This window comes from Actinacidiphila alni (assembly GCF_900112845.1).
GTDB classification, from domain to species: domain Bacteria; phylum Actinomycetota; class Actinomycetes; order Streptomycetales; family Streptomycetaceae; genus Actinacidiphila; species Actinacidiphila alni.
Map to the genome: position 1 here is coordinate 115,287 of NZ_FONG01000024.1, position 19,935 is coordinate 135,221.

Consider the following 19,935-nt stretch of genomic DNA (forward strand, 5'->3'; position numbering starts at 1 on the left):
GTCATTCAACTCGGGTCAATAACCGGTCAAGGCTGGGTCATGCGCACGGCAGCTTAGGGTCAACGCGCGTAGCGCGTCAGGGTTTCCGGGGTGAAGACCGGGTGACGTGCGAGGATGCGCGGCTTCTGTCGGCACGCGGACACACCCCGTCGCATGTCTCATCATGCGGAACAGGCTGTCTCAGCCAGCGGATCACCCTTCATAGTTGACTGCACCACCCACCCACCGAGGAGGTGCGTTCGACGTGCGTCGCTGGATCATGCTGGCGCTCGGCACGGCCGCGCAGACCGCGGCCTGTGCCTTTGTCTACGGAGTCCCCTACCTGGCCGACGAACTGCGCGGACAGGAGCGGCTGAGCCTCACCCAGGTCGGCTTCCTGGTGGCGTGCCCGACCGCGGGACTCGTCCTCGCCCTCTACCTGTGGGGCGCGGCGGCCGACCGGTGGGGCGAGCGGGTGGTGATCGCGCTCGGCCTCGGCGCCGCGGCCGTCGCGCTGGGCGGCGCCGCCTGGGCCGCGCACGGCATGGCCGCGCTCGGCGCGCTGCTGGTGCTGGCGGGAGCGGCCGGCGCGTCGGTCTACTCGGCCAGCGGACGCCTGGTCATGGGCTGGTTCTCGGCGAAGGAACGCGGCCTGGCCATGGGCATCCGGCAGACCTCCACCCCGCTCGGCATGGGCGTGGCCGCGCTGGCCATGCCGCCGCTGGCCGCCGGGCACGGGCTGCGCGGCGCCTTCGGCTTCCTGGCCGTGATCTGCGCGGTGATCGCCGTCCTGATCGCGCTGTTCGCCGCCGACCCGGCGCGGACGGCAGCGGCAGCGGCCGGGCCCGCGCCCAACCCGTACCGCGGCTCCCGGCTGCTGTGGCGCATCCACGGCTCGGCGGCGCTGCTGGTGGTCCCGCAGTTCACCGCGGGCGCCTTCGCGCTGGTGCTGCTGGTGGACGTCCGCGGCTGGTCGCCCACGCACGCCGGGCAGCTCATCGCCGTCGCCCAGGGAATGGGCGCGGTGTCCCGCATCCTGGTCGGCCGCTGGTCCGACCACGTGGGCAGCAGGCTGCGCCCGATGCGGCAGCTGGCCGTCCTGACCGCCGCCGTGGTCGCGGCGACCGCGATCGGCACCGCCTGGCCGTCCCCGGTCACCCCCGCCCTGCTGGTCGCCGCGATCGCGATCACCTCGTCCACCAACGGCCTGTCCTTCACCTCCACCGCCGAGCACGCGGGTCCCGCCTGGTCGGGACGGGCGCTCGGCGTCCACAACACCGGCCAGAATCTGACCGCCGCGATCGTCCCGCCGGTCATGGCCGCGGTGATCTCGGCCACCGCCTACTGGCCGGGCTTCGCACTGGCCGCCGCCCTGACCTGTGCCTCCGCGCTGATCGTGCCCGTGCCGCGCCGGACGGCGGAGGACGACGCAAGCGCCGGCTCCGGAGCCGCCCGCCGTACGATCACGGCATGAACGACGCGCGGATCGAGGCCCTGACCGAACTTCCCGCCGGCACCGCGGACGCGGTGCTCGACCTGATCGGGGCCGCCGCCGCGGCGGACGGGCAGCCCGCGGTCTCGGAGAACGGCCGGCTCCATCTGCGCGGCGGCGCCCGCGAGGGCGTACGGCACCTGCTGCTCCGCACCCCGTCCGAGGACTCCGGCGGACCCGAGCTGACGGGGTACGCGCAGGTCGACGGCGCCGACCCGGTCGAGGCGCCCGCCGCGGAACTCCTCGTCCACCCCGACCGGCGCTCCCGCGGCCACGGCCGCGCGCTGGCCGACGCCGTCCTCGACGCCACCGGCAAGCGCGTACGGGTCTGGGCGCACGGCGGCCACCCCGCCGCGCGGCACCTCGCGCAGCGGCTCGGCCTCAAGCTCTTCCGTGAGCTGCGGCAGCTGCGGCGCCCGCTCGCGGCGGACGCCGCGGACCTGCCGGAGCCGCGCTTTCCCGACGGGGTCACCGTCCGGACCTTCGTCCCCGGGCAGGACGAGGACGCCTGGCTCGCCGTCAACGCCGCCGCCTTCGCCCACCACCCCGAGCAGGGCTCGCTCACCCGGCGTGACCTCGCCGACCGGCTCGCCGAGCCCTGGTTCGACCCGGCCGGCTTCTTCCTCGCCTTCCGCGGGCCCGATCTCGTGGGCTTCCACTGGACCAAGGTGCATCCTGCGGATGGCTTGGGCGAGGTCTATGTCGTCGGGGTCCTCCCGTCCGAGCAGGGTGGCGGCCTCGGCCGCGCCCTCACCGCCCTCGGCCTGCGCCACCTCGCCCTCGACCGCGGGCTGCGCACGGCGATGCTCTACGTCGACGCCGACAACGGTTCCGCTGTCGCGGTGTACGAGCGGTTGGGCTTCACCACCCACGAGGTCGACCTCATGTACCGCACCGAGTCCTGACCCGTCTCCTCCGGAGGGGGGTGCCTGATAGGGGCGCGGCCCCTGTACCCGCACCTCTGCGGAGGAGGGTGCCCCTTCAGGGGCGCGGGGAACTGCGCGCCCAGCCGCAGCGCGCCTTCAGACAAAAACCCGCCCCCAGCGGGGCAGACGCTGTTTGTTTTGCGACCACCGGGCCGGTGGGGGCTGAGCGCGCAGTTCCCCGCGCCCCTTAAAAGACCTGACTCCCGCACTCCGCAGGAGATCAGGCACCCACTTCCGCAAAGTGCGGGGGCAGGGGCCGTGCCCCAGGGACGGGGCGTACCGTCGTGCGCGAGGTGGGCGGAGGGGCCCGGTGGGGGCCCGGGCCGTGGGTGGGCGGCACCCTCGCTGGAAGCGTCCCGCTTGCCTGACGGCAACGCTCTCTTTACCGACGGTTCAACCGGCCTTGCGAGCATCGCAGGATGCAGCCCGCTGCCCCCACACCCTCACCCCCGCCCGACCTGCCGAAACCTTCGGGTAGACGGGACAATGGAGCGACGGCCCAAGGTCGCCCTGAAACGGCCGCCGGCCGCACGTACGACGTGCCGGACCCGGAGGAGGGCTCGCATCCCATGGCCCAGACGAATCACCCCAGCGTTCCCAGCCAGCCCCAGCAGTCCCTGACGGGAGGCGGGCGGGACGGCGCGTCCGGCGCGTTCCGGCCCAGGGTCGTACCGGCGCCGGAACCCGATCCGGGGCCGAGCCTCGGCGAGGCGAGCGAGGAATTCGGCGAGGAACTGCCGCAGAACCGCTTCCTGGACCGGGAACGCAGCTGGCTGGCGTTCAACGAGCGCGTGCTGGAGCTGGCCGAGGATCCGGCCACCCCGCTGCTCGAACGGGCTAACTTCCTGGCGATATTCGCCAGCAATCTCGACGAGTTCTTCATGGTCAGGGTCGCCGGCCTCAAGCGCCGCATCGCGACCGGTGTCGCCACCCGCGCCGCGTCCGGCGCGCAGCCGCGCGACGTGCTGGACCTGATCCTGACCAGGTCGCGCGAGCTGATGGCACGGCACGCCGCCTGCTTCCAGAACGACGTGGCGCCGCAGCTGGCCGACGAGGGCATCCACGTCATCCGCTGGCAGGAGCTGACCGAGAAGGAGCAGGCGCGGCTGTTCACGCTGTTCCGGCAGCAGATCTTCCCGGTGCTGACCCCGCTGGCCGTGGACCCCGCGCACCCGTTCCCGTACATCTCCGGCCTGTCGCTGAACCTGGCCGTGGTCGTACGGAATCCCGTCTCGGGCAACGAGCACTTCGCGCGGGTGAAGGTGCCGCCGATCCTGTCGCGCTTCCTGGAGGCGAGCCCGCAGCGGTACGTGCCGCTGGAGGACGTGATCGCGGCGCACCTGGAGGAGCTGTTCCCCGGCATGGAGGTGCTCGACCACCACATGTTCCGGGTCACGCGCAACGAGGACCTGGAGGTGGAGGAGGACGACGGCGAGAACCTCCTCCAGGCGCTGGAGAAGGAACTCATGCGCCGCCGCTTCGGCCCGCCGGTACGGCTGGAGGTCGAGGAGTCCATCGCCCCGCGCGTGCTCGACCTGCTCGTGCACGAGCTGAAGATGAAGCACAACGAGGTCTACCCGCTGCCGGGTCCGCTGGACCTGACCGGCCTGTTCGCCATCGCGGGCCTGGACCGGCCGGAGCTGAAATACCCCAAGTTCGTGGCCGGCACCCACCGCGACCTGGCCGAGGTGGAGTCCGCGTCGGCGCCCGACATCTTCGCGGCGCTGCGCCGCCGGGACGTACTGCTGCACCACCCGTACGACTCCTTCTCCACCTCCGTGCAGGCGTTCCTCGACCAGGCCGCCGCCGACCCGGACGTACTGGCGATCAAGCAGACGCTGTACCGCACCTCCGGCGACTCGCCGATCGTGGACGCGCTGATCGACGCGGCCGAGGCGGGCAAGCAGGTGCTGGTGCTGGTCGAGCTGAAGGCGCGCTTCGACGAGCAGGCCAACATCAAGTGGGCCCGCAAGCTGGAGGAGGCCGGCTGCCATGTGGTGTACGGCCTGGTCGGCCTGAAGACGCACTGCAAGCTGTCGCTGGTGGTGCGCCAGGAGGACGACACCCTGCGCCGCTACAGCCACGTCGGCACCGGCAACTACCACCCCAAGACCGCCCGGCTGTACGAGGACCTGGGGCTGCTGACCGCCGACCCGCAGGTGGGCGCGGACCTGTCGCACCTGTTCAACCGGCTGTCCGGCTACTCGCGGCGCGAGGTCTACAACCGGCTGCTGGTCGCGCCGCGCAGCCTGCGCGACGGCCTGATCTCCCGGATCATGGAGGAGATCGCGCACCACCGCGCCGGGCGCCCCGCGTACATCCGGTTCAAGGTCAACTCCATCGTCGACGAGCAGATCATCGACGCGCTCTACCGCGCCTCGCAGGCCGGGGTGCGGGTGGAGATATGGGTGCGCGGGATCTGCGCGGTGCGGCCGGGCGTGCCCGGTCTCTCCGAGAACATCACGGTCCGCAGCGTCCTCGGCCGTTTCCTCGAGCACTCCCGGGTGTTCGCGTTCGGCAACGGCGGCGAGACCGAAGTATGGATCGGCAGCGCCGACATGATGCACCGTAACCTCGACCGCCGCATCGAGGCGCTGGTCAGGGTCGCCGACCCGGTCCACCGCGCCACCCTCAACCGCCTGCTGGAGGACGGGATGTCGGACACGACATCCTCCTGGCACCTGGCGGCAGACGGTAATTGGACCCGGCACAGCACCGACCCCGAGGGGAAGCCGCTGCGCCATGTCCAGGAGATGCTCATCGACGCCCGGAGGCGCCGGCGTGGCCCAGCAGCAGCTACCTGACAGCCCCCCGCTGGCCCCCGCGGGGAGCGGCGACCCGGGACCGCCGGCCGCCGGCACGGGCGGCCCCCCGACGACCACCGCCACGGGCGCGAACGCGCTCACCGGCAGCGCGGGGGCCACCCTCGCCCGTTATCTGCACGACCAGGCCACCGCCTTCCTGCGGGCGCTGAGCCTGCGCGGCGAGCACGAGACGGAGGCCGACGAGCAGCTGCGCGCCAGCGCCCGGCGGATCGGCGGTGTCCTGCACATCTACGCGCCGCTCACCGACCCGGCGTGGGCGGAGCCGCTGCGCGCGGAACTGGGCTGGCTGGCCGGCACGCTGGCCCGCGAGCCGCAGTACGCCGGCCGGCTGCTGCGGCTGCTGGAGGCACTGCGCCGGCTGTCGGCGGCGGCCGACCCGGAGGCGCCGGACGGTGCGAGTGGCGGTGCCGGTGCCGGTGCCGGGCAGGGTGCGGACGCTCCTTCCGGGGAGGAAGCCCCGGCTACCCCCGCCCCCTCCGCTTCCTCCGGGAACGGCGCCCCGCTCGCGCTGGGCGCCGCGCGCGCCGGGGCACTGCTGGACCGGCAGCTCACCCTGGCCAGGACCCGCGCGCACTCCGCGACGCTCCAGGCGATGGGCTCCTCCCGCTTCCACGCGCTCGCCGACAGCATCGCCGTACTGGCCTCCGAGGTGCCGCTGACCGCGGCCGCCGAGAGCCCGGCCGCGACCGTACTGCCGCCGCTGGCCGCGCAGGCCGACCGGCGGCTGGCCGAGGCGGCAGGCGCGCTCCCGCTGCTGCGCGCCGCGCACCCCTACAACGCGGAGGCCGTACAGGCCGCGCTCGGCACCGAACTGACCGCCGACCTCCAGGACTCGCCCTGGCACCAGGTCCGGGTGCTGCTGCGGCTGAGCCGGTACGCGGCCGAGGTCTGCCGGGGCGCGGGACCGGACGACGAGGCCGCGGCCCGGCGCCTTTCCGCGGCGGCCGAGCTGCTGGCCAGGCACCGGGAGGCGGCCGAGTCCGCGGCGGCCGTCGCGGCGGCGGCCCGCACCCCGCGGATAGCGCCGGCCACGGCGTACGCGCTGGGCGTGCTCCACGCCGACCAGCGGCACGAGGTGGAGGCGGCCCGGTTCGCCTTCTCCCGGCTGTGGCAGCCGGACGACCGGCCCGAGGACCCGGATGACGACCAGGGCGACCGCGGCCCGCGGCGCAGCCCCGTACCGGGCGCGCGCAAGGAGTGACGCATGACCAAGACCGCCAGAGCCGTCAAAGCGGCGGGCGTCGTGCTGTGGCGCTCCTCGCCGTACTACGACGGCATCGAGCTGGCGCTGGTGCACCGGCCCAGGTACGACGACTGGAGCCTGCCGAAGGGCAAGCTCAAACGAGGTGAGGAATTCCCGGCCGCGGCGCTGCGCGAGACCCGCGAGGAGACCGGGCTCGGCTGCTCGCTCGGCGCCCGGCTGCCGTCCACGCACTACCGGGTGGATGGCCGTCCCAAGGAGGTCCGCTACTGGGCCGCCGAGGCGGGCACGGGCCGGTTCGTCCCCAATGCCGAGGTGGACCGGCTGATCTGGCTGCCGCCGACCGCGGCCCGGCGCCGGCTCACGCACGACCGCGACCGGCCGCTGGTGGACGCCCTGCTGCGGGCGCTGGAGGACTGACCGGCGCCCCCGGAGACCTCTCCGGAAGGCCGGCGGAACACCCACCGTCAGTCCGGCCGCAGGGCGCCTCAGGTGGACGGCCGGTGAACCGGCGGACCAATCCGAGCCGTACGGCCACCCCGGAGGCCGTGACCTGCCCGTGTTCCTGGGTGACGCAACGGCAGCACCGGAGACCACTTCGTTACCACAGCACGCTTGACGCGCGTAGCGGCACCACCCCGATGGGCGAGGTTCACCGTGCGTTCACCTCCACCCGCCGGTCGCTTCACTTCATCTGCCTAATTTCGGGCTTACCGGTGAGCATCACGCGACGCCGGGTGGATGCAGAACCCATAACCCCTCTGCTTCGCCGTCCACCGGCGGGCTTTTGGAAGGAACACACGAAGGTGAAGCTTCAGCGTAAGAGCGGGCTGCGCGCCCTGACCGTCGGCGCGGTCGCGATTACCGGCGCGCTGGTCCTGACCGCCTGCGGTTCGGACGACAACAACGACTCGTCGAGCAACCCGAGCAGCAGCGCCTCCGCGAGCTCGTCCACCAGCGCCAACAGTGGTGCGAACGCCAGTGGCATCTCCTGTGAGAAGGGCCAGATCCTGGCCTCCGGCTCCAGCGCGCAGCAGAACGCGATCGAGTCGTGGGTGAAGGACTACCAGCAGGCCTGCTCCGGCGCGTCCATCAACTACAAGACGTCTTCCTCCGGTGAGGGCATCGTCGACTTCAACCAGGGCACGGACGCCTTCGCCGGCTCCGACTCCCCGCTGAAGCCCGAAGAGGTCGCCTCCTCCAAGAAGGTGTGCACCAACGGCCAGGGCATCAGCATCCCGATGGTCGGCGGCCCGATCGCCGTCGGTTACAACCTGTCCGGTGTGAGCAACCTCGTCCTGGACGCGCCCACCCTGGCGAAGATCTTCAACTCGAAGATCACCACCTGGAACGACGAAGCGATCAAGAAGCTCAACCCGGGTGTCACCCTGCCGAGCTCCAAGATCCAGACCGTCCACCGCCAGGACGAGTCCGGCACCACGGACAACCTCACCAAGTACCTCAAGGGCGCCGCGCCGTCCGACTGGCCGTACGAGCACGCCAAGGCGTGGATGGGCAAGGGCGGCCAGGCCGCTGCCAAGTCCTCCGGTGTCGCCGCGCTGGTCAAGCAGACCGAGGGCTCGATCGGCTACTTCGAGCTGTCCTACGCGACCGCCAGCAGCATCCCGACGGTGAAGATCAACACCGGCGCCTCCGCCCCGGTCGAGGCCACCTCGCAGAACGCCTCCGCGGGCATCGCCGCCGCGAAGGTCGTCGGCACCGGTGCCGACCTCTCCCTGGACCTGGGCGCCGCGTACACCACCAAGGCGGACAACGCCTACCCGATCGTCCTGGTGACGTACGAGATCGCCTGCGACAAGGGCAACAAGGCGGGCACCCTGCCGCTGACCAAGTCCTTCCTGAGCTACATCGCCAGCGACGCCGGCCAGGCGAAGCTCTCGGCCGCCGGCTACGCGCCGCTGCCGACCGAGATCGCCACGAAGGTCCGCTCCACCGTCTCCGCCCTTTCCTGATCGCGTACGGCGGGCCCCGCGGTCACACACCGCGGGGCCCGTCGCACTTCCGGTGCACCGCCGCCGGGGGACCGAACCTCCCCCACCCAGACCGGAGAAATTCCTATGACCACCACTGCCCCACCCTCCGCCGCACCACCGCGGGCGGCCAAGACCGTCACCCGCCCCGGCGACCGGATCTTCGCCGGGATGTCCCGCGGATCCGGCATCTTCCTGCTCGTCGTGATGGCGGCCATCGCCGTCTTCCTGACCGTCCGCGCCGTCTCCGCGATCTCCAAGGACCACGGCAACTTCCTGACCACCTTCGAGTGGAACGCCGGCCTGAACCCGCCGGTCTTCGGCATCGCGGTACTGGCGTACGGCACGATCGTCAGCTCGGTCATCGCGATGCTCATCGCGGTCCCGATCGCCGTCGGCATCGCCCTGTTCATCACGCACTACGCGCCGCGCCGTGTCGGCGGGGTCCTCGCGTACGTGATCGACCTGCTCGCCGCGGTGCCCAGCATCATCTACGGCCTGTGGGGCGCCATCTTCCTGGTGCCGCACATGAAGGGCCTCAACCTCTGGCTGGACACGTACTTCGGCTGGACCGTCATCTTCGACAAGCAGGACCCGAACTCGGCCGCCCGGTCGCTGTTCACCGTCGGCATCCTGCTGGCGATCATGATCCTGCCGATCATCACCAACGTCAGCCGCGAGGTCATCCGCCAGATGCCCAAGATGCACGAGGAGGCGGCGCTCGCGCTCGGCGCGACCCGCTGGGAGGTCATCCGCCTCTCGGTGCTGCCCTTCGCCCGCTCCGGCATCATCAGCGCCTCCATGCTGGGCCTGGGCCGCGCGCTCGGCGAGACCATGGCGGTCGCCACCGTGCTCTCCGCCTCGCCGCAGCTGTCCGCCCACCTGCTGGACCCGCTGGGCGGCACCTTCTCGCAGAACATCGTGGCCAAGTTCGGCGAGGCCGACCAGTTCGGCCGTGACGCGCTGATCGCCTCCGGCCTCGTGCTCTTCTTCATCACCCTGCTGGTCAACGGCGCCGCCCGGCTGATCATCGCCCGCCGCAAGGAATACTCGGGGGCCAACGCATGAGCGACATCCTCGTCGAGGACAAGACGCCGACCCCGGCGCCCGTCCCCCGCACCCCGCGGCTGGCCAGCCGCCAGCTCCCCAAGTGGGCACCCCTGGCCATCGCCGCCGGTGCCATCGCGATAGCCGCCGCGATCGGCGCGGGCTTCGGCCTGGACAGCAAGATCCAGTGGGGCCTGATCGCCCTGGTGCTGTTCGTGCTCGGCTCCTACGTCATCACCGCCCGGGTCGAGGGCCGCCGTCAGGCCAAGGACCGGGTGGCCACCAGCCTCGTCTGGTCGTCGTTCATCCTGGCCGTGATCCCGCTCTACTCGTTGGTGCAGACCACCATCAGCAACGGCTCGAAGGTGCTGGACGGCACCTTCCTGACCCACTCGATGAACAACGTGCTGACCATCCAGCCCGGCGGCGGTATCTACCACGCCATCATCGGCACCGTGGAGCAGGTCGCGATCGCCACCGCCATCGCCGCGCCGCTGGGCATCCTCACCGCGATCTACCTGGTCGAGTACGGCAAGGGCGCGCTCGCGAAGTGGGTCACCTTCTTCGTCGACGTCATGACCGGCATCCCGTCGATCGTGGCCGGTCTGTTCATCCTGTCGATGTGGTTCGTGCTGCTCGACAAGGCCCCGGCCACCGGCTTCGCCGGCTCGCTGGCGCTGGCCATCCTGATGATGCCGATCGTCGTGCGCTCCACCGAGGAGATGCTCAAGCTCGTCCCGAACGAGCTGCGCGAGGCGTCCCTCGCCCTGGGCGTGCCGAAGTGGCGGACCATCACCAAGGTCGTCATCCCCACCGCCCTCGGCGGTATCACCACCGGTGTGATGCTCTCCATCGCACGTATCGCGGGTGAGACCGCGCCGATCGCCCTGCTGGTGTTCGGCAGCAATGTGATCAACAACGACCCGTTCAAGGACCCGCAGGCGTCGCTGCCGCTGTACATCTACCAGCAGTACGGCAACGGCAACGAGCCCAGCTACGACCGTGCCTGGGCCGCGGCCCTGGTCCTGATCGCGTTCGTGATGATCCTCAACCTGGTGGCGCGCGGTATCGCCCGCTGGAAGGCACCCAAGACAGGTCGCTGACGCGACCCGCTATCCCGTCAGCAGCCGGCAGTCGGCAGACCTGGCAGAAAAGAAGTGATCCCCATGGCCAAGCGCATCGACGTCAGCGGCCTCACCGCCTTCTACGGCGGCTTCAAAGCCATCGAAGACATCTCCATGACCGTGGAGCCCCGTACCGTGACGGCCTTCATCGGCCCGTCCGGCTGCGGCAAGTCCACCTTCCTGCGCACCCTGAACCGCATGCACGAGGTCACCCCCGGTGGCCGCGTCGAGGGCAAGGTGATGCTGGACGACGAGAATCTGTACGGCTCGGGCGTCGACCCGGTCACCGTGCGCCGCACGGTCGGCATGGTCTTCCAGCGCCCCAACCCGTTCCCCACCATGTCGATCTACGACAATGTGGCGGCCGGCCTCAAGCTGAACGGCGTCCGCAAGAAGGGCGAGCTGGACAGCATCGTCGAGAAGTCCCTCAAGGGCGCCAACCTCTGGAACGAGGTCAAGGACCGGCTCAACAAGCCCGGTTCCGGCCTGTCCGGCGGTCAGCAGCAGCGGCTGTGCATCGCCCGCGCCATCGCGGTCGAGCCGCAGGTGCTGCTGATGGACGAGCCCTGCTCGGCGCTCGACCCGATCTCCACCCTCGCCATCGAGGACCTGATCGGTGAGCTGAAGACCCGCTTCACGATCGTCATCGTGACGCACAACATGCAGCAGGCCGCCCGTGTCTCCGACCGCACCGCGTTCTTCAACCTGGCCGCGGTCGGTCAGCCCGGCAAGCTGATCGAGATCGACGACACCGAGCGCATCTTCTCCAACCCGTCGGTCCAGGCCACCGAGGACTACATCTCGGGCCGCTTCGGGTGATCAGGACCGCCGTGCGGTGCTGCATGGCGGTGCCACCGCAAGGCGCAGGCCCCGCTTCCCGTCGGTTCGTCCGACGGGAAGCGGGGCCGAACCCGTTCCCGGGCGGGGCCGAAGCCGTTCCCGGGCGGCGGGGCCGGTCAGCCGAAGATCAGCTTGACCACGTAGAAGCTGACCGCGGCGACCGCGCCGGCGGCCGGCATCGTGATGAACCAGCCGGCCACGATGTTCTTCGCGACGCCCCAGCGCACCGCCTTGACCCGCTTGGTCGCGCCGACACCCATGATCGCCGAGGTGATGACATGGGTCGTGGAGACCGGCGCGGTGAAGATGTACGAGGTCGCGTAGAGGATGCCCGCCGAAGTGGTCTCGGCGGCGAAGCCCTGCGGCGGGTCGAGGTCGATGATCCGGCGCCCGAGGGTGCGCATGATCCGCCAGCCGCCCGCGTACGTGCCGAGCGACATCATCGCGGCGCAGACGAACTTGACCCAGATCGGGATGCCGTAGCCGTTGCTCGGGTCGTGGATGACCAGGGCCAGCACGACGACACCCATCGTCTTCTGCGCGTCCTGCAGACCGTGGCCGAGCGCCATGCCCGCCGCCGAGACCGTCTGCGCGATCCGGAAACCGCGCTTGGCCTTGTGCGGGTTGGCCTTCCGGAAGAACCAGAGGATCGCCAGCATCACCAGATAGCCGACCACCAGGCCGACCACCGGCGAGACGAACATCGGGACGATGACCTTCTCGACCACACCGTCCCAGTGCACCGTGGTGCCGCCGGCCAGCGCCGCGCCGACCAGACCGCCGAACAGCGCGTGGCTGGAACTCGACGGCAGCCCGAAGTACCAGGTGATCAGATTCCAGATGATCGCCCCGCCCAGCGCCGCGAAGAGGATGCCCATCCCCGAGCGGCCCTCGGGCGTCTCGATCAGCCCCTTGCTGACGGTCTTGGCCACCCCGCTGCCCAGGAAGGCACCGGCCAGATTCATCACGGCGGCCATCGCGAGCGCGGCCTTCGGCGTCAGCGCGCGGGTCGACACCGAGGTGGCGATGGCGTTGGCCGAGTCGTGGAAGCCGTTGGTGTACGTGAAGAAGAGCGCGACCGCGACGGTCACGACCAGAGCGAAGGTGTCCACAGAGGTCAGGACTCCTTGACCGCGATGGTCTCCACCGTGTTCGCCACGTGCTCGAAAGCGTCCGCCGCCTCTTCCAGTACGTCCACGATCTGCTTCAGCTTCAGCACCTCTATGGCGTCGTACTTGCCGTTGAACAGGTGCGCGAGCAGCTTGCGGTGGATCTGGTCGGCCTGGTTCTCCAGCCGGTTGACCTCGATCCAGTACTCGGTCAGGTTGGACATGGTGCGCAGGTTGGGCATGGCCTCGGCGGTCAGCTCGGCGGCCCTGGCCAGCACCTCGATCTGCTGCTCGACACCCTTGGGCAGCTCTTCGACGTTGTAGAGGACGACCAGGTCAACGGCCTCCTCCATGTAGTCCATGATGTCGTCGAGCGAGCCGGCGAGCGTATAGATGTCCTCCCGGTCGAACGGGGTGATGAAGGAGGAGTTGAGCTGGTGGAAGATCGCGTGGGTCGCGTCGTCCCCGGCGTGCTCAGCCGCCCGCATTCTCTCCGCGATCTCGGTCCGGGTAGCCGAATCGGCCCCGAGCAGTTCCATGAGGAGCTTCGAACCGGTGACGATGTTGTCCGCGGACGCGGCGAACATGTCGTAGAAGCTCGTCTCCCTGGGGGTCAGACGAAAGCGCACGTGAGGTCCTCGGTGTGCATCGGATTCGGTCTCGTTGATGCTAGGCGCATCATCCGGCCACGGCTAATGGGCGTCACCCAGTGTCGCCCATGAAGAAGTGTCCCCCTCACCAGGGATGCGTCGCACAAGGTATCGATTCGGTACGATATACCCGGCAGGGGTATAACGGGACAGGAAGGGCGGGGTTGAGGATGACGACGGAAGCCACGGATCCGGCCGGGGTTGAGGCGGAGATCACGCCGGCGCGGCCACTGCCGGACGCGGACCCGCCGTCCCAGGACTCACCGTCCCGGGACGCGGCGCCCGGGGACGCCTCGTCCCGGGAGACATCGTCCCGCCCCCAGGGCCCGCACGGCTACAGCCATGACAAGGATGCCCATCTCAAACGGCTGCGCAGGATCGAGGGACAGATCCGGGGCCTGCAGCGGATGGTCGAGGAGGACGTCTACTGCATCGACATCCTCACCCAGGTGTCGGCCAGTACGAAGGGGCTGCAGTCCTTCGCCCTCCAGCTGCTGGAGGAGCACCTGCGGCACTGCGTCGCGGCGGCCGCGGTCGGCGGCGGGCCGGAGATCGACGAGAAGGTCGCGGAGGCGACGGCGGCTATAGCGCGACTGCTGCGGACGTGACCGTCAGCGGCTGGAGCGGGTGGACCGGTGACTTCGGCGGGTGCACCGGCTCACGGTCGCGGGCAACCTCCAGCACCTCGTCGATCCTGGCGAAGCTCAGCCGCTCCTCGTCGGCGGCGGACGCGGCGATCATCAGCTCCCCGCACAGCTCGATCTCCGCGAGGGCCACCGGGTCGTCCTGAACGACCAGCATTCCCGGCGACGGCGCCATACGCACACCACCTCCTCGTCCACGCGTGCCCGACGGCAGCGGTCCGCCACTGCCTCGAACCAGCGTAGGGACCGGCACCCGGTCCGCGCATGGCACGGAAGGACCATTTCGGCAACGTCCGTTCCGGTGAGGGCCATTGCCGCGCAGACCCCTTACCGCGGCTACGAAGAAACGATCTTGCCGGTCCAGATGTCGGCAGCTCGGGGCATCGTGACGGGGACGGCGACGCCGAAGGTGTCGTAACGGGTGGTCGAGACCACCGTGACGTCGGGCGCGGCGGGCTTCTTCGTACCGGAGGTCGTTGCGGCCGTCGCGGCGCCCTTCGTACCGGACGTCGTGGCGGCCTTCGTGCCGGCCGGGGCCTCCGAGCTGAAGGTGAAGCGCTGGCTCAGCTCGCGCAGTCGACCGTCCGCGTCCAGCCAGGCGTCGAAGGGCACGCTGGTGACGGAGAAGCCCTTGGCCGCCGCCTTGAGCGGCCCGCGGTCGCCGGGCGGCGCGGCGTCGGCGGCCCGCGCGATGTCGGCGGTCCCCCGGTAGTGCCGCAGCCGCGTACCGCGCCGCGTCTCCGTACCGACCAGCTCCACGTCCTGCGCGCCGCGCAGCAGTTCGGCCGCGGCCAGCGGTTCTGTGGCACCGCCGGTGACCAGATTGCCGTCCGGCAGCCGGTCGGTGTCCATCCGTACCCACTTGCCCGCGGGCACGCCCTCACCGCGGTTCTTCATGTAGAGGGCGCCCGGGGTGAGCAGTTCGGTGAGCGGCTTGTGCTCCTCGGCGCCCGCCGCGTCCTTGGGCAGCTCAAGCCGCAGCTCGCCCTGCCGCTTGACGTAGTCGAAGCCGCCGCTGCCGGTGATGGTCAGCCAGGTGCCGCCGCTGGCCATCCGCATCGCGGTCTCGACGTGCGAGCTGCCCGACCTGACCAGGACGTCGGCGGCGGCGCGGACCGCGCGGGCGGCGTCCTGTCCGGTAGCGGCCGGCGCGCCGCCGCTCTCGGCCGCCGCGCCCTCCCCCACGCAGCCGGTGAGGAGCGCCACACCGCACAGGCAGCCGAGGGCGGCGGTGAGGCCGGTGGCGGCGGTGCGCCGCCGCTTGTCCGCCCGCCGTTCCCGCTGTTGTCCGGACTGCCGCAGCCGCAGCCGCTGCCGTTTCCGTACGGTCGGCCGTACCGTCGCTACCCCCGGGGCCATTGTCGCCACCACATCCCTGAGCCTCGCCGCGCGTTCCCGGGCCGGGGCCTGCCACCGGCCGGGGCCTCATCGCTCTAACGACCGTCGGAAGTGCACCGTCACGCCCGCTACCGTGGTCACGTGCTCAACTTGCGTGCCGAGCAGAGGCCACCCCACGCGCCGCGTACCGCCGAGGGATCGGGCGGACCCGACGGCGGCCACCGCACCTCCGTCGTCGAGCGCGGCGCGTTCGCCGTCGCCCGCTGCACCTGCGGCTGGAAGGGACCGGCCCGGCGGGCCAGGGACCGGGCGAGACGGGACGCCGACGAGCACGTGGCGGGCTGAGGTCCGTGGCCGGGCCGAGGTTCGGGGTCGGACCTCGGCCCGGCCGAGATTCGGTCTCCTTACGGCGTCGGCTCTGGTCGCGGACCGCAACCGGACTCATGATTCACACGTCTACGGTTACGCGAAGGCGGTGGGGCAAGAGATGAGTCATGTGCAGCGTGGGATCCGAGCGGGCCGAGGCGACGTGGTGAACCAGGTCGAGCGCGTGGATCGGGTGAACCGGGTGGACCGCAGGGCGGCGCTCAAGGCGGGCGGCGCCGTGCTGGCCGGGGCCTGGCTGACCGGCTGCGGCCCCGACAGCGGGGGCGACGACTCCAAGGGCGGGGCGAGCGCGCCCCCGTCCTCCGGCGGCGCGACACCGACCCGTACGACCGCCTCCGCGACCGCGCCGCCGGTCAAAGCGGACTGGCCGGCCCTGGCCAAGTCCCTCAACGGCAAGCTCGTGCTGCCCACCGACAGCGCGTACGCCGCCGACCGCATCCTCTACAACACCCGCTTCGACGGCCTGCGTCCGGCGGGCATCGCGTACGTCACCGGCACCTCCGACATCCGCGCCTGCCTGGACTTCGCCCGCCGCACCGCCACCCCGCTCGCCATCCGCAGCGGCGGCCACTCGTACGCGGGCTGGTCAAGCGGCGACGGCCGGCTCGTCATCGACGTCTCGCGCCTCAACTCCGTCCACCTCGACGGCACCACCGCCACGATCGGCGCGGGCGCCAAGCTCATCGAGGTGTACTCCGCCCTCGGCAAGCAGGGCCGTACGATCCCGGGCGGCTCCTGCCCGACCGTCGCCGTCTCCGGCCTCACGCTCGGCGGCGGGCACGGCGTGATGAGCCGTTCCATGGGTCTGACCTGTGACAATCTCATCGGCGCCACGATCGTCCTGGCCGACGGCCGGGTGGTGGAGTGCTCCGCCGACTCCGAGTCCGACCTGTTCTGGGCGCTGCGCGGCGCGGGCAACGGCCAGTTCGGGGTCGTCACCTCGCTGCGCTTCAGCACCCACCCGGTGCCGGACGTCGTCACCGGCTACCTCACCTGGCCGTGGAGCCGGGCCGCCGCCGTGGTCCGCGCCTGGCAGCGCTGGGGCCCCGACCAGCCGGACCACATCTGGTCCGCCCTGCACCTCGACTGCGCCGCCGGCGGCTCGCCCACCGTCGCCGTCCCGATGCTCTCCACCGGCTCCCGCGACGACCTGGCCGCCGCGGCCGACCACCTCGCCGCCGCCGTCGGCGCCGACGCCACCTCGGTCTCGCTGCGCCCGCACGGCTATGTCGACGCGATGTTCTCCTACGCCGGCTGCGCGGGCCTGACCGCCGCCCAGTGCCATCTGGCCCCCGCCGGGCACCTGCACCGCGAGACGTACACGGCGCGCTCGGACTTCTACGACAAGGACCTGCCGGAGGCGGGCATCTCCGCCCTGCTCTCCGCCGTCCAGAAGCTCTCCGCCCAACCGGGCGGCGGCGCGGGCAGCATCGCCCTGACCGCCCTCGGCGGCGCCGTCAACCGCCCCGCCCCCACGGACACGGCCTTCTGCCACCGCACCTCGCGCGTCCTCACCCAATACCTGGCCTCGGACGCCCTCTCCACCACCACCTGGCTCGACACCACCCACAAGGCGATGCACCCCTACGCCTCCGGCGCGGCCTACCAGAACTACGCCGACCCCACCCTCCCCACCTGGCGCACCGCCTACTACGGCCCCAACGCCCCCCGCCTCACCACCCTAAAATCCCATCTCGACCCCACCCACCTCTTCGCTTTCCCCCAGTCCCTCTGACACCCGGGACCGGGGGAAGCGGCTGATGGAGCGATCAGCGGGTCAGCGGTTGACGGCCTGGATCTCCTCGACGGTCACGTCCTGCTGAAATTCGGAGAGCCCCGGCGCCAACGGTGTGCCGTTCGTCGTGGGCACCGTGCTCGGGTTCCACGTCACGTTCCACGTCATATCCGCCGTGAACGGATACGTCCCCGCACTCGCCCTCGTGTAGGTGATGTTGCATCCGGCATTGGCGGAGTCCAGCGACGGGGCATTGCCCAAGCCGTACTCGCATTTCTGCGGCGCCGCGTACTGCGTCCCGGCGTCCACCGTCAGACTGTTCGGCACCGCCGTCACTGTGGCCGCGATCACCTGCCCGTTGGGCTCGGTGAGCTGCGCCGTGACCGACACCTGCGCGTTCGCCCGCTGAAACTTCACATACGTCGGCAGATTGACCTTCTGATTCTCCGGGGCAGGGCTCAGGTCAACGCCCTTGGTCGGCAGCTTCAAATGTCCGTACGCGGCATCGGCCAGCATCTCCGGGGTGATCTGACCGGCCGGCGGATCGGCCGGCGGACGCCAGAAGTAGCCCTGGTCGTACGGGCACGTCGCATTGAAGTTGTCGAGCTGGGTCTCGTCCCAGGTCAGAACCCACCAACTACCGTCCTTGCCCTCGTGGTAGTGGTCCTCGTCCATCTGGTTGTTCTGATCGTTGTAGAAGTTGTAGACCGTCCCGGCGTTGTCCTTACCCGCCTGGTTGTACCGCCGGAGAATCTCGTCCTTCATCTGCTTCGGCGTCATGGACGTGTACCAGCACACGGGAGGCGTGAAATTACCGTTGGACGACTTCACCGTCTGCGGGTTGTCCCCGTCCCCGGTCCCCCTGTAGCTGTAGTTCACGTGCGCCGTGTAGGTGCTCCCATGACCTCCCGCGCCGCTGTCACTGCTTGGAGGGTTCGCGTCGACATCATCACCTGCGACCGCCGAAGTGATCCCGGCGGTCAGGAACGACAGACATGCGACCGCGACAAAGAGACGCCGGCCGACTCGATTCTTCAGGCGACCTGACACTGCTTTGCCCCCTTGAGCCACTTGTGATCGAAGACATGCCACTCACCGGAGGCGGACTTCGTCATCTGAAGATTCCACTGCCGGAAGTCGCTCGGCGACGGAGTGGTCGTCTTGACCTTGCCGGTCGCCGAATCCTTCGAGTACGCCTTGCGCTGGTCCTCGCAGTAGACGACCGAGAGGTTGCCGCTGTCCGTGAGGGTCTTCACCACCGGGTTGTAGTAGTGGTACGTCCCGGTGATCCCACCCTTGCCCGTGATCTGCGACATCAGCGAATCCGCGAAGGCGGCGCCTGTGCCGCCCGTCCAGAAGCGGCTGAAGTTCGGTGTGACCTTTGAGTGCGCCTTCGCCTCGAGCTCGAGAACCGACTGCGCCGCGTACGTCGCATCCTGCAACGCGGCCTTCTTCGTCGGATCGCTGTCGTCAAAGCCCTTGAAGTCCACCTTGATGTCCGACGGAAGGTCGAACTTCGGCGCCCCCGGCCCCGCCGCCTGCGTAGGCGAAGGAGTCGTCGTCACCGGCGCCGCCGACGTCGTCGCCGTCTGCGACGGCTGAATCTTGTCCGAGCTGTCCGACCCGCCCCCACCACAAGCGGTCAGCAGCAGGCCCGCCGCCGCTGCGAGGGCGACGGCGATGGGCAGGGAAGAGCGGGTCACGATGAGATCCCCCGTGAGTCGTCCAGTTTCCAGTCAGTTCCGCGTAGTGCTTGACATTACCGGCGCGCGTCGTGGGGCTGTAGGGGCGTCCCTTGATCGGTACCGGTTCGCAGCACACTTCACATCCCCCTCACACAGAGGAACGCCCCCGTGACGCCCGGCACGCCTCCGCACCCTTGATGAAGGTGATCCCAAGGACTGCCAATCCCCTCTGAAGGCCGCGCTCTTGACCAGAACAAGGTCGTAGCGGAGGCAGCGCGTCGTCGCGCGCGTAGAACCGGTAGGCCGGATTGGGCTCGATAGCGTGCGCCGCGCGACAGTACCGAGGCCGCCACACCGCCGTGGCGCACTGCACGGCGGCTTCACCAACGGAACCTCATCGACCGCTTCCGCCCCAAGGGCCCCGCTTGTCGCGCGGATCACCGTACCGATAGTTTCGTACGACTGATTCGTGCGACTGAACGGTGCGGCGGTTGACGACGCCGACGAAGAGGGCGAGGGGCGGGCAGTGGGGGACGAACGGGCCGGCAAATTTCCGCATCTGGGGTTCGACCCGACGCCCGGTGATGTCGAGCGGACCCGTTCGCTGGCCCGGCAGATCGGTGATGTGCACACCGAGTTGAGCACCACCGTCTCCGAGCTGGACCGGCTGGACTGCGGCTACTGGAAGGGCGAGGCCGCCAAAGCCTTCATCTCCCACATCGACAGCGACGTCACCCCGCTGATCAAAAAGGCACACGACTCCTTCGGCCGCGCCTCCAGCGCACTGGGCCGCTGGGCCGACCAACTCCACGGCTTCCAGGACGAAGCCGACGCACTCGAACGCGAAGCCGCCACCAAACAAGGCACCCTCGACCACGCCAAAACCGCCGCCGGCATCCCGCCGGACGACGGCGCCCCGCACCCGCAACCCGAGGCGTCCCCGAATCCGGACCCCGACGCCG

19 protein-coding genes are annotated in these 19,935 nt (G+C 70.4%); 13 read left to right on the top strand and 6 right to left on the bottom strand.

Features of this window, described 5'->3' with window-relative positions:
• Nucleotides 1–244: 244 nt before the first annotated feature.
• The 9 genes from BM076_RS30405 to pstB all read left to right on the top strand — a co-directional run bounded on the left by BM076_RS30405 (nucleotide 245) and on the right by pstB (nucleotide 11,404).
• Nucleotides 245–1,453, top strand: coding sequence for an MFS transporter (locus BM076_RS30405; protein ID WP_245796522.1), 1,209 nt, complete (start codon nucleotides 245–247; stop codon nucleotides 1,451–1,453).
• A complete protein-coding gene (gene mshD, locus BM076_RS30410; protein ID WP_093716950.1) occupies nucleotides 1,450–2,376 on the top strand; it encodes a mycothiol synthase in 927 nt (308 codons plus the stop codon). Before BM076_RS30405 ends, mshD begins: the two co-directional genes overlap by 4 nt.
• Before the next feature lie 590 nt (nucleotides 2,377–2,966).
• On the top strand, nucleotides 2,967–5,201 hold the full coding sequence (locus tag BM076_RS30415; RefSeq protein ID WP_407640733.1) for an RNA degradosome polyphosphate kinase: 2,235 nt from the start codon (nucleotides 2,967–2,969) through the stop codon (nucleotides 5,199–5,201).
• Nucleotides 5,179–6,423 carry a CHAD domain-containing protein gene (locus BM076_RS30420; protein ID WP_245796524.1) on the top strand — a complete coding sequence of 415 codons (1,245 nt, stop codon included), beginning with the start codon at nucleotides 5,179–5,181 and terminating at the stop codon, nucleotides 6,421–6,423. Before BM076_RS30415 ends, BM076_RS30420 begins: the two co-directional genes overlap by 23 nt.
• Nucleotides 6,424–6,426: 3 nt before the next feature.
• Entirely contained in the window at nucleotides 6,427–6,843 is a 417-nt protein-coding gene (locus BM076_RS30425) for an NUDIX hydrolase (protein ID WP_093716953.1), read from the top strand.
• Between the two features lie 386 nt (nucleotides 6,844–7,229).
• On the top strand, nucleotides 7,230–8,396 hold the full coding sequence (gene pstS / locus BM076_RS30430) for a phosphate ABC transporter substrate-binding protein PstS (RefSeq protein WP_093716954.1): 1,167 nt from the start codon (nucleotides 7,230–7,232) through the stop codon (nucleotides 8,394–8,396).
• A gap of 105 nt (nucleotides 8,397–8,501) precedes the next feature.
• Nucleotides 8,502–9,482: a phosphate ABC transporter permease subunit PstC gene (gene pstC, locus BM076_RS30435; RefSeq protein WP_093716955.1), complete on the top strand. Its 981-nt coding sequence runs from the start codon at nucleotides 8,502–8,504 to the stop codon at nucleotides 9,480–9,482.
• Nucleotides 9,479–10,564 carry a phosphate ABC transporter permease PstA gene (gene pstA, locus BM076_RS30440; protein ID WP_093716956.1) on the top strand — a complete coding sequence of 362 codons (1,086 nt, stop codon included), beginning with the start codon at nucleotides 9,479–9,481 and terminating at the stop codon, nucleotides 10,562–10,564. The genes pstC and pstA overlap by 4 nt, the downstream gene beginning before the upstream one ends.
• Before the next feature lie 63 nt (nucleotides 10,565–10,627).
• Nucleotides 10,628–11,404, top strand: coding sequence for a phosphate ABC transporter ATP-binding protein PstB (pstB, locus tag BM076_RS30445; protein ID WP_093716957.1), 777 nt, complete (start codon nucleotides 10,628–10,630; stop codon nucleotides 11,402–11,404).
• A 137-nt stretch (nucleotides 11,405–11,541) separates the two neighbouring features.
• Here the strand turns inward: pstB and BM076_RS30450 are convergent, their stop codons facing one another.
• Together BM076_RS30450 and BM076_RS30455 are read right to left on the bottom strand one after the other, a co-directional pair.
• Nucleotides 11,542–12,537 (bottom strand): inorganic phosphate transporter, encoded by a 996-nt coding sequence (locus tag BM076_RS30450; protein WP_093716958.1) that lies wholly within the window; start codon nucleotides 12,535–12,537, stop codon nucleotides 11,542–11,544.
• Nucleotides 12,538–12,542: 5 nt separating this feature from the next.
• Nucleotides 12,543–13,163 (bottom strand): DUF47 domain-containing protein, encoded by a 621-nt coding sequence (locus BM076_RS30455; protein WP_093716959.1) that lies wholly within the window; start codon nucleotides 13,161–13,163, stop codon nucleotides 12,543–12,545.
• Nucleotides 13,164–13,354: 191 nt separating this feature from the next.
• Here BM076_RS30455 and BM076_RS30460 point away from each other — a divergent pair, with 191 nt between their 5' ends.
• A complete protein-coding gene (locus BM076_RS30460) occupies nucleotides 13,355–13,792 on the top strand; it encodes a metal-sensitive transcriptional regulator (protein ID WP_245796526.1) in 438 nt (145 codons plus the stop codon).
• Here the strand turns inward: BM076_RS30460 and BM076_RS30465 are convergent.
• Nucleotides 13,767–14,003: a hypothetical protein gene (locus tag BM076_RS30465; protein ID WP_093716960.1), complete on the bottom strand. Its 237-nt coding sequence runs from the start codon at nucleotides 14,001–14,003 to the stop codon at nucleotides 13,767–13,769. The two genes, BM076_RS30460 and BM076_RS30465, sit on opposite strands and share 26 nt — an antisense overlap.
• Nucleotides 14,004–14,164: 161 nt before the next feature.
• Nucleotides 14,165–15,187: a hypothetical protein gene (locus BM076_RS30470; protein ID WP_245796527.1), complete on the bottom strand. Its 1,023-nt coding sequence runs from the start codon at nucleotides 15,185–15,187 to the stop codon at nucleotides 14,165–14,167.
• Nucleotides 15,188–15,307: 120 nt separating this feature from the next.
• Between BM076_RS30470 and BM076_RS30475 the strand changes: the two genes are divergently transcribed.
• Both BM076_RS30475 and BM076_RS30480 read left to right on the top strand, forming a co-directional pair.
• On the top strand, nucleotides 15,308–15,511 hold the full coding sequence (locus BM076_RS30475; protein WP_093716961.1) for a hypothetical protein: 204 nt from the start codon (nucleotides 15,308–15,310) through the stop codon (nucleotides 15,509–15,511).
• 223 nt (nucleotides 15,512–15,734) lie between these two features.
• On the top strand, nucleotides 15,735–17,288 hold the full coding sequence (locus BM076_RS30480) for an FAD-dependent oxidoreductase (protein WP_407640736.1): 1,554 nt from the start codon (nucleotides 15,735–15,737) through the stop codon (nucleotides 17,286–17,288).
• 42 nt (nucleotides 17,289–17,330) lie between these two features.
• Here BM076_RS30480 and BM076_RS30485 read toward each other — a convergent pair whose 3' ends face one another.
• Both BM076_RS30485 and BM076_RS30490 read right to left on the bottom strand, forming a co-directional pair.
• Nucleotides 17,331–18,338: a hypothetical protein gene (locus BM076_RS30485; protein ID WP_143120675.1), complete on the bottom strand. Its 1,008-nt coding sequence runs from the start codon at nucleotides 18,336–18,338 to the stop codon at nucleotides 17,331–17,333.
• Nucleotides 18,323–18,991, bottom strand: a complete 669-nt coding sequence (locus BM076_RS30490; RefSeq protein WP_143120676.1) for a hypothetical protein — start codon at nucleotides 18,989–18,991, stop codon at nucleotides 18,323–18,325. Before BM076_RS30490 ends, BM076_RS30485 begins: the two co-directional genes overlap by 16 nt.
• 451 nt (nucleotides 18,992–19,442) lie before the next feature.
• On the opposite strand from BM076_RS30490, the gene BM076_RS30495 reads away from it, so the two are divergent.
• Nucleotides 19,443–19,935, top strand: a 493-nt coding sequence (locus BM076_RS30495) for a putative T7SS-secreted protein (RefSeq protein WP_407640734.1), incomplete at its 3' end; no start/stop codon positions are given.

Bases quoted from the DNA above. Each gene is read 5' to 3' on its own strand.
- mshD (WP_093716950.1), top strand. From the start codon at position 1,450: ATGAACGACGCGCGGATCGAGGCCCTGACCGAACTTCCCGCCGGCACC.
- BM076_RS30415 (WP_407640733.1), top strand. From the start codon at position 2,967: ATGGCCCAGACGAATCACCCCAGCGTTCCCAGCCAGCCCCAGCAGTCC.
- BM076_RS30425 (WP_093716953.1), top strand. From the start codon at position 6,427: ATGACCAAGACCGCCAGAGCCGTCAAAGCGGCGGGCGTCGTGCTGTGG.
- pstC (WP_093716955.1), top strand. From the start codon at position 8,502: ATGACCACCACTGCCCCACCCTCCGCCGCACCACCGCGGGCGGCCAAG.
- pstA (WP_093716956.1), top strand. From the start codon at position 9,479: ATGAGCGACATCCTCGTCGAGGACAAGACGCCGACCCCGGCGCCCGTC.
- pstB (WP_093716957.1), top strand. From the start codon at position 10,628: ATGGCCAAGCGCATCGACGTCAGCGGCCTCACCGCCTTCTACGGCGGC.
- BM076_RS30460 (WP_245796526.1), top strand. From the start codon at position 13,355: ATGACGACGGAAGCCACGGATCCGGCCGGGGTTGAGGCGGAGATCACG.
- BM076_RS30465 (WP_093716960.1), bottom strand. From the start codon at position 14,003: ATGGCGCCGTCGCCGGGAATGCTGGTCGTTCAGGACGACCCGGTGGCC.
- BM076_RS30470 (WP_245796527.1), bottom strand. From the start codon at position 15,187: ATGGCCCCGGGGGTAGCGACGGTACGGCCGACCGTACGGAAACGGCAG.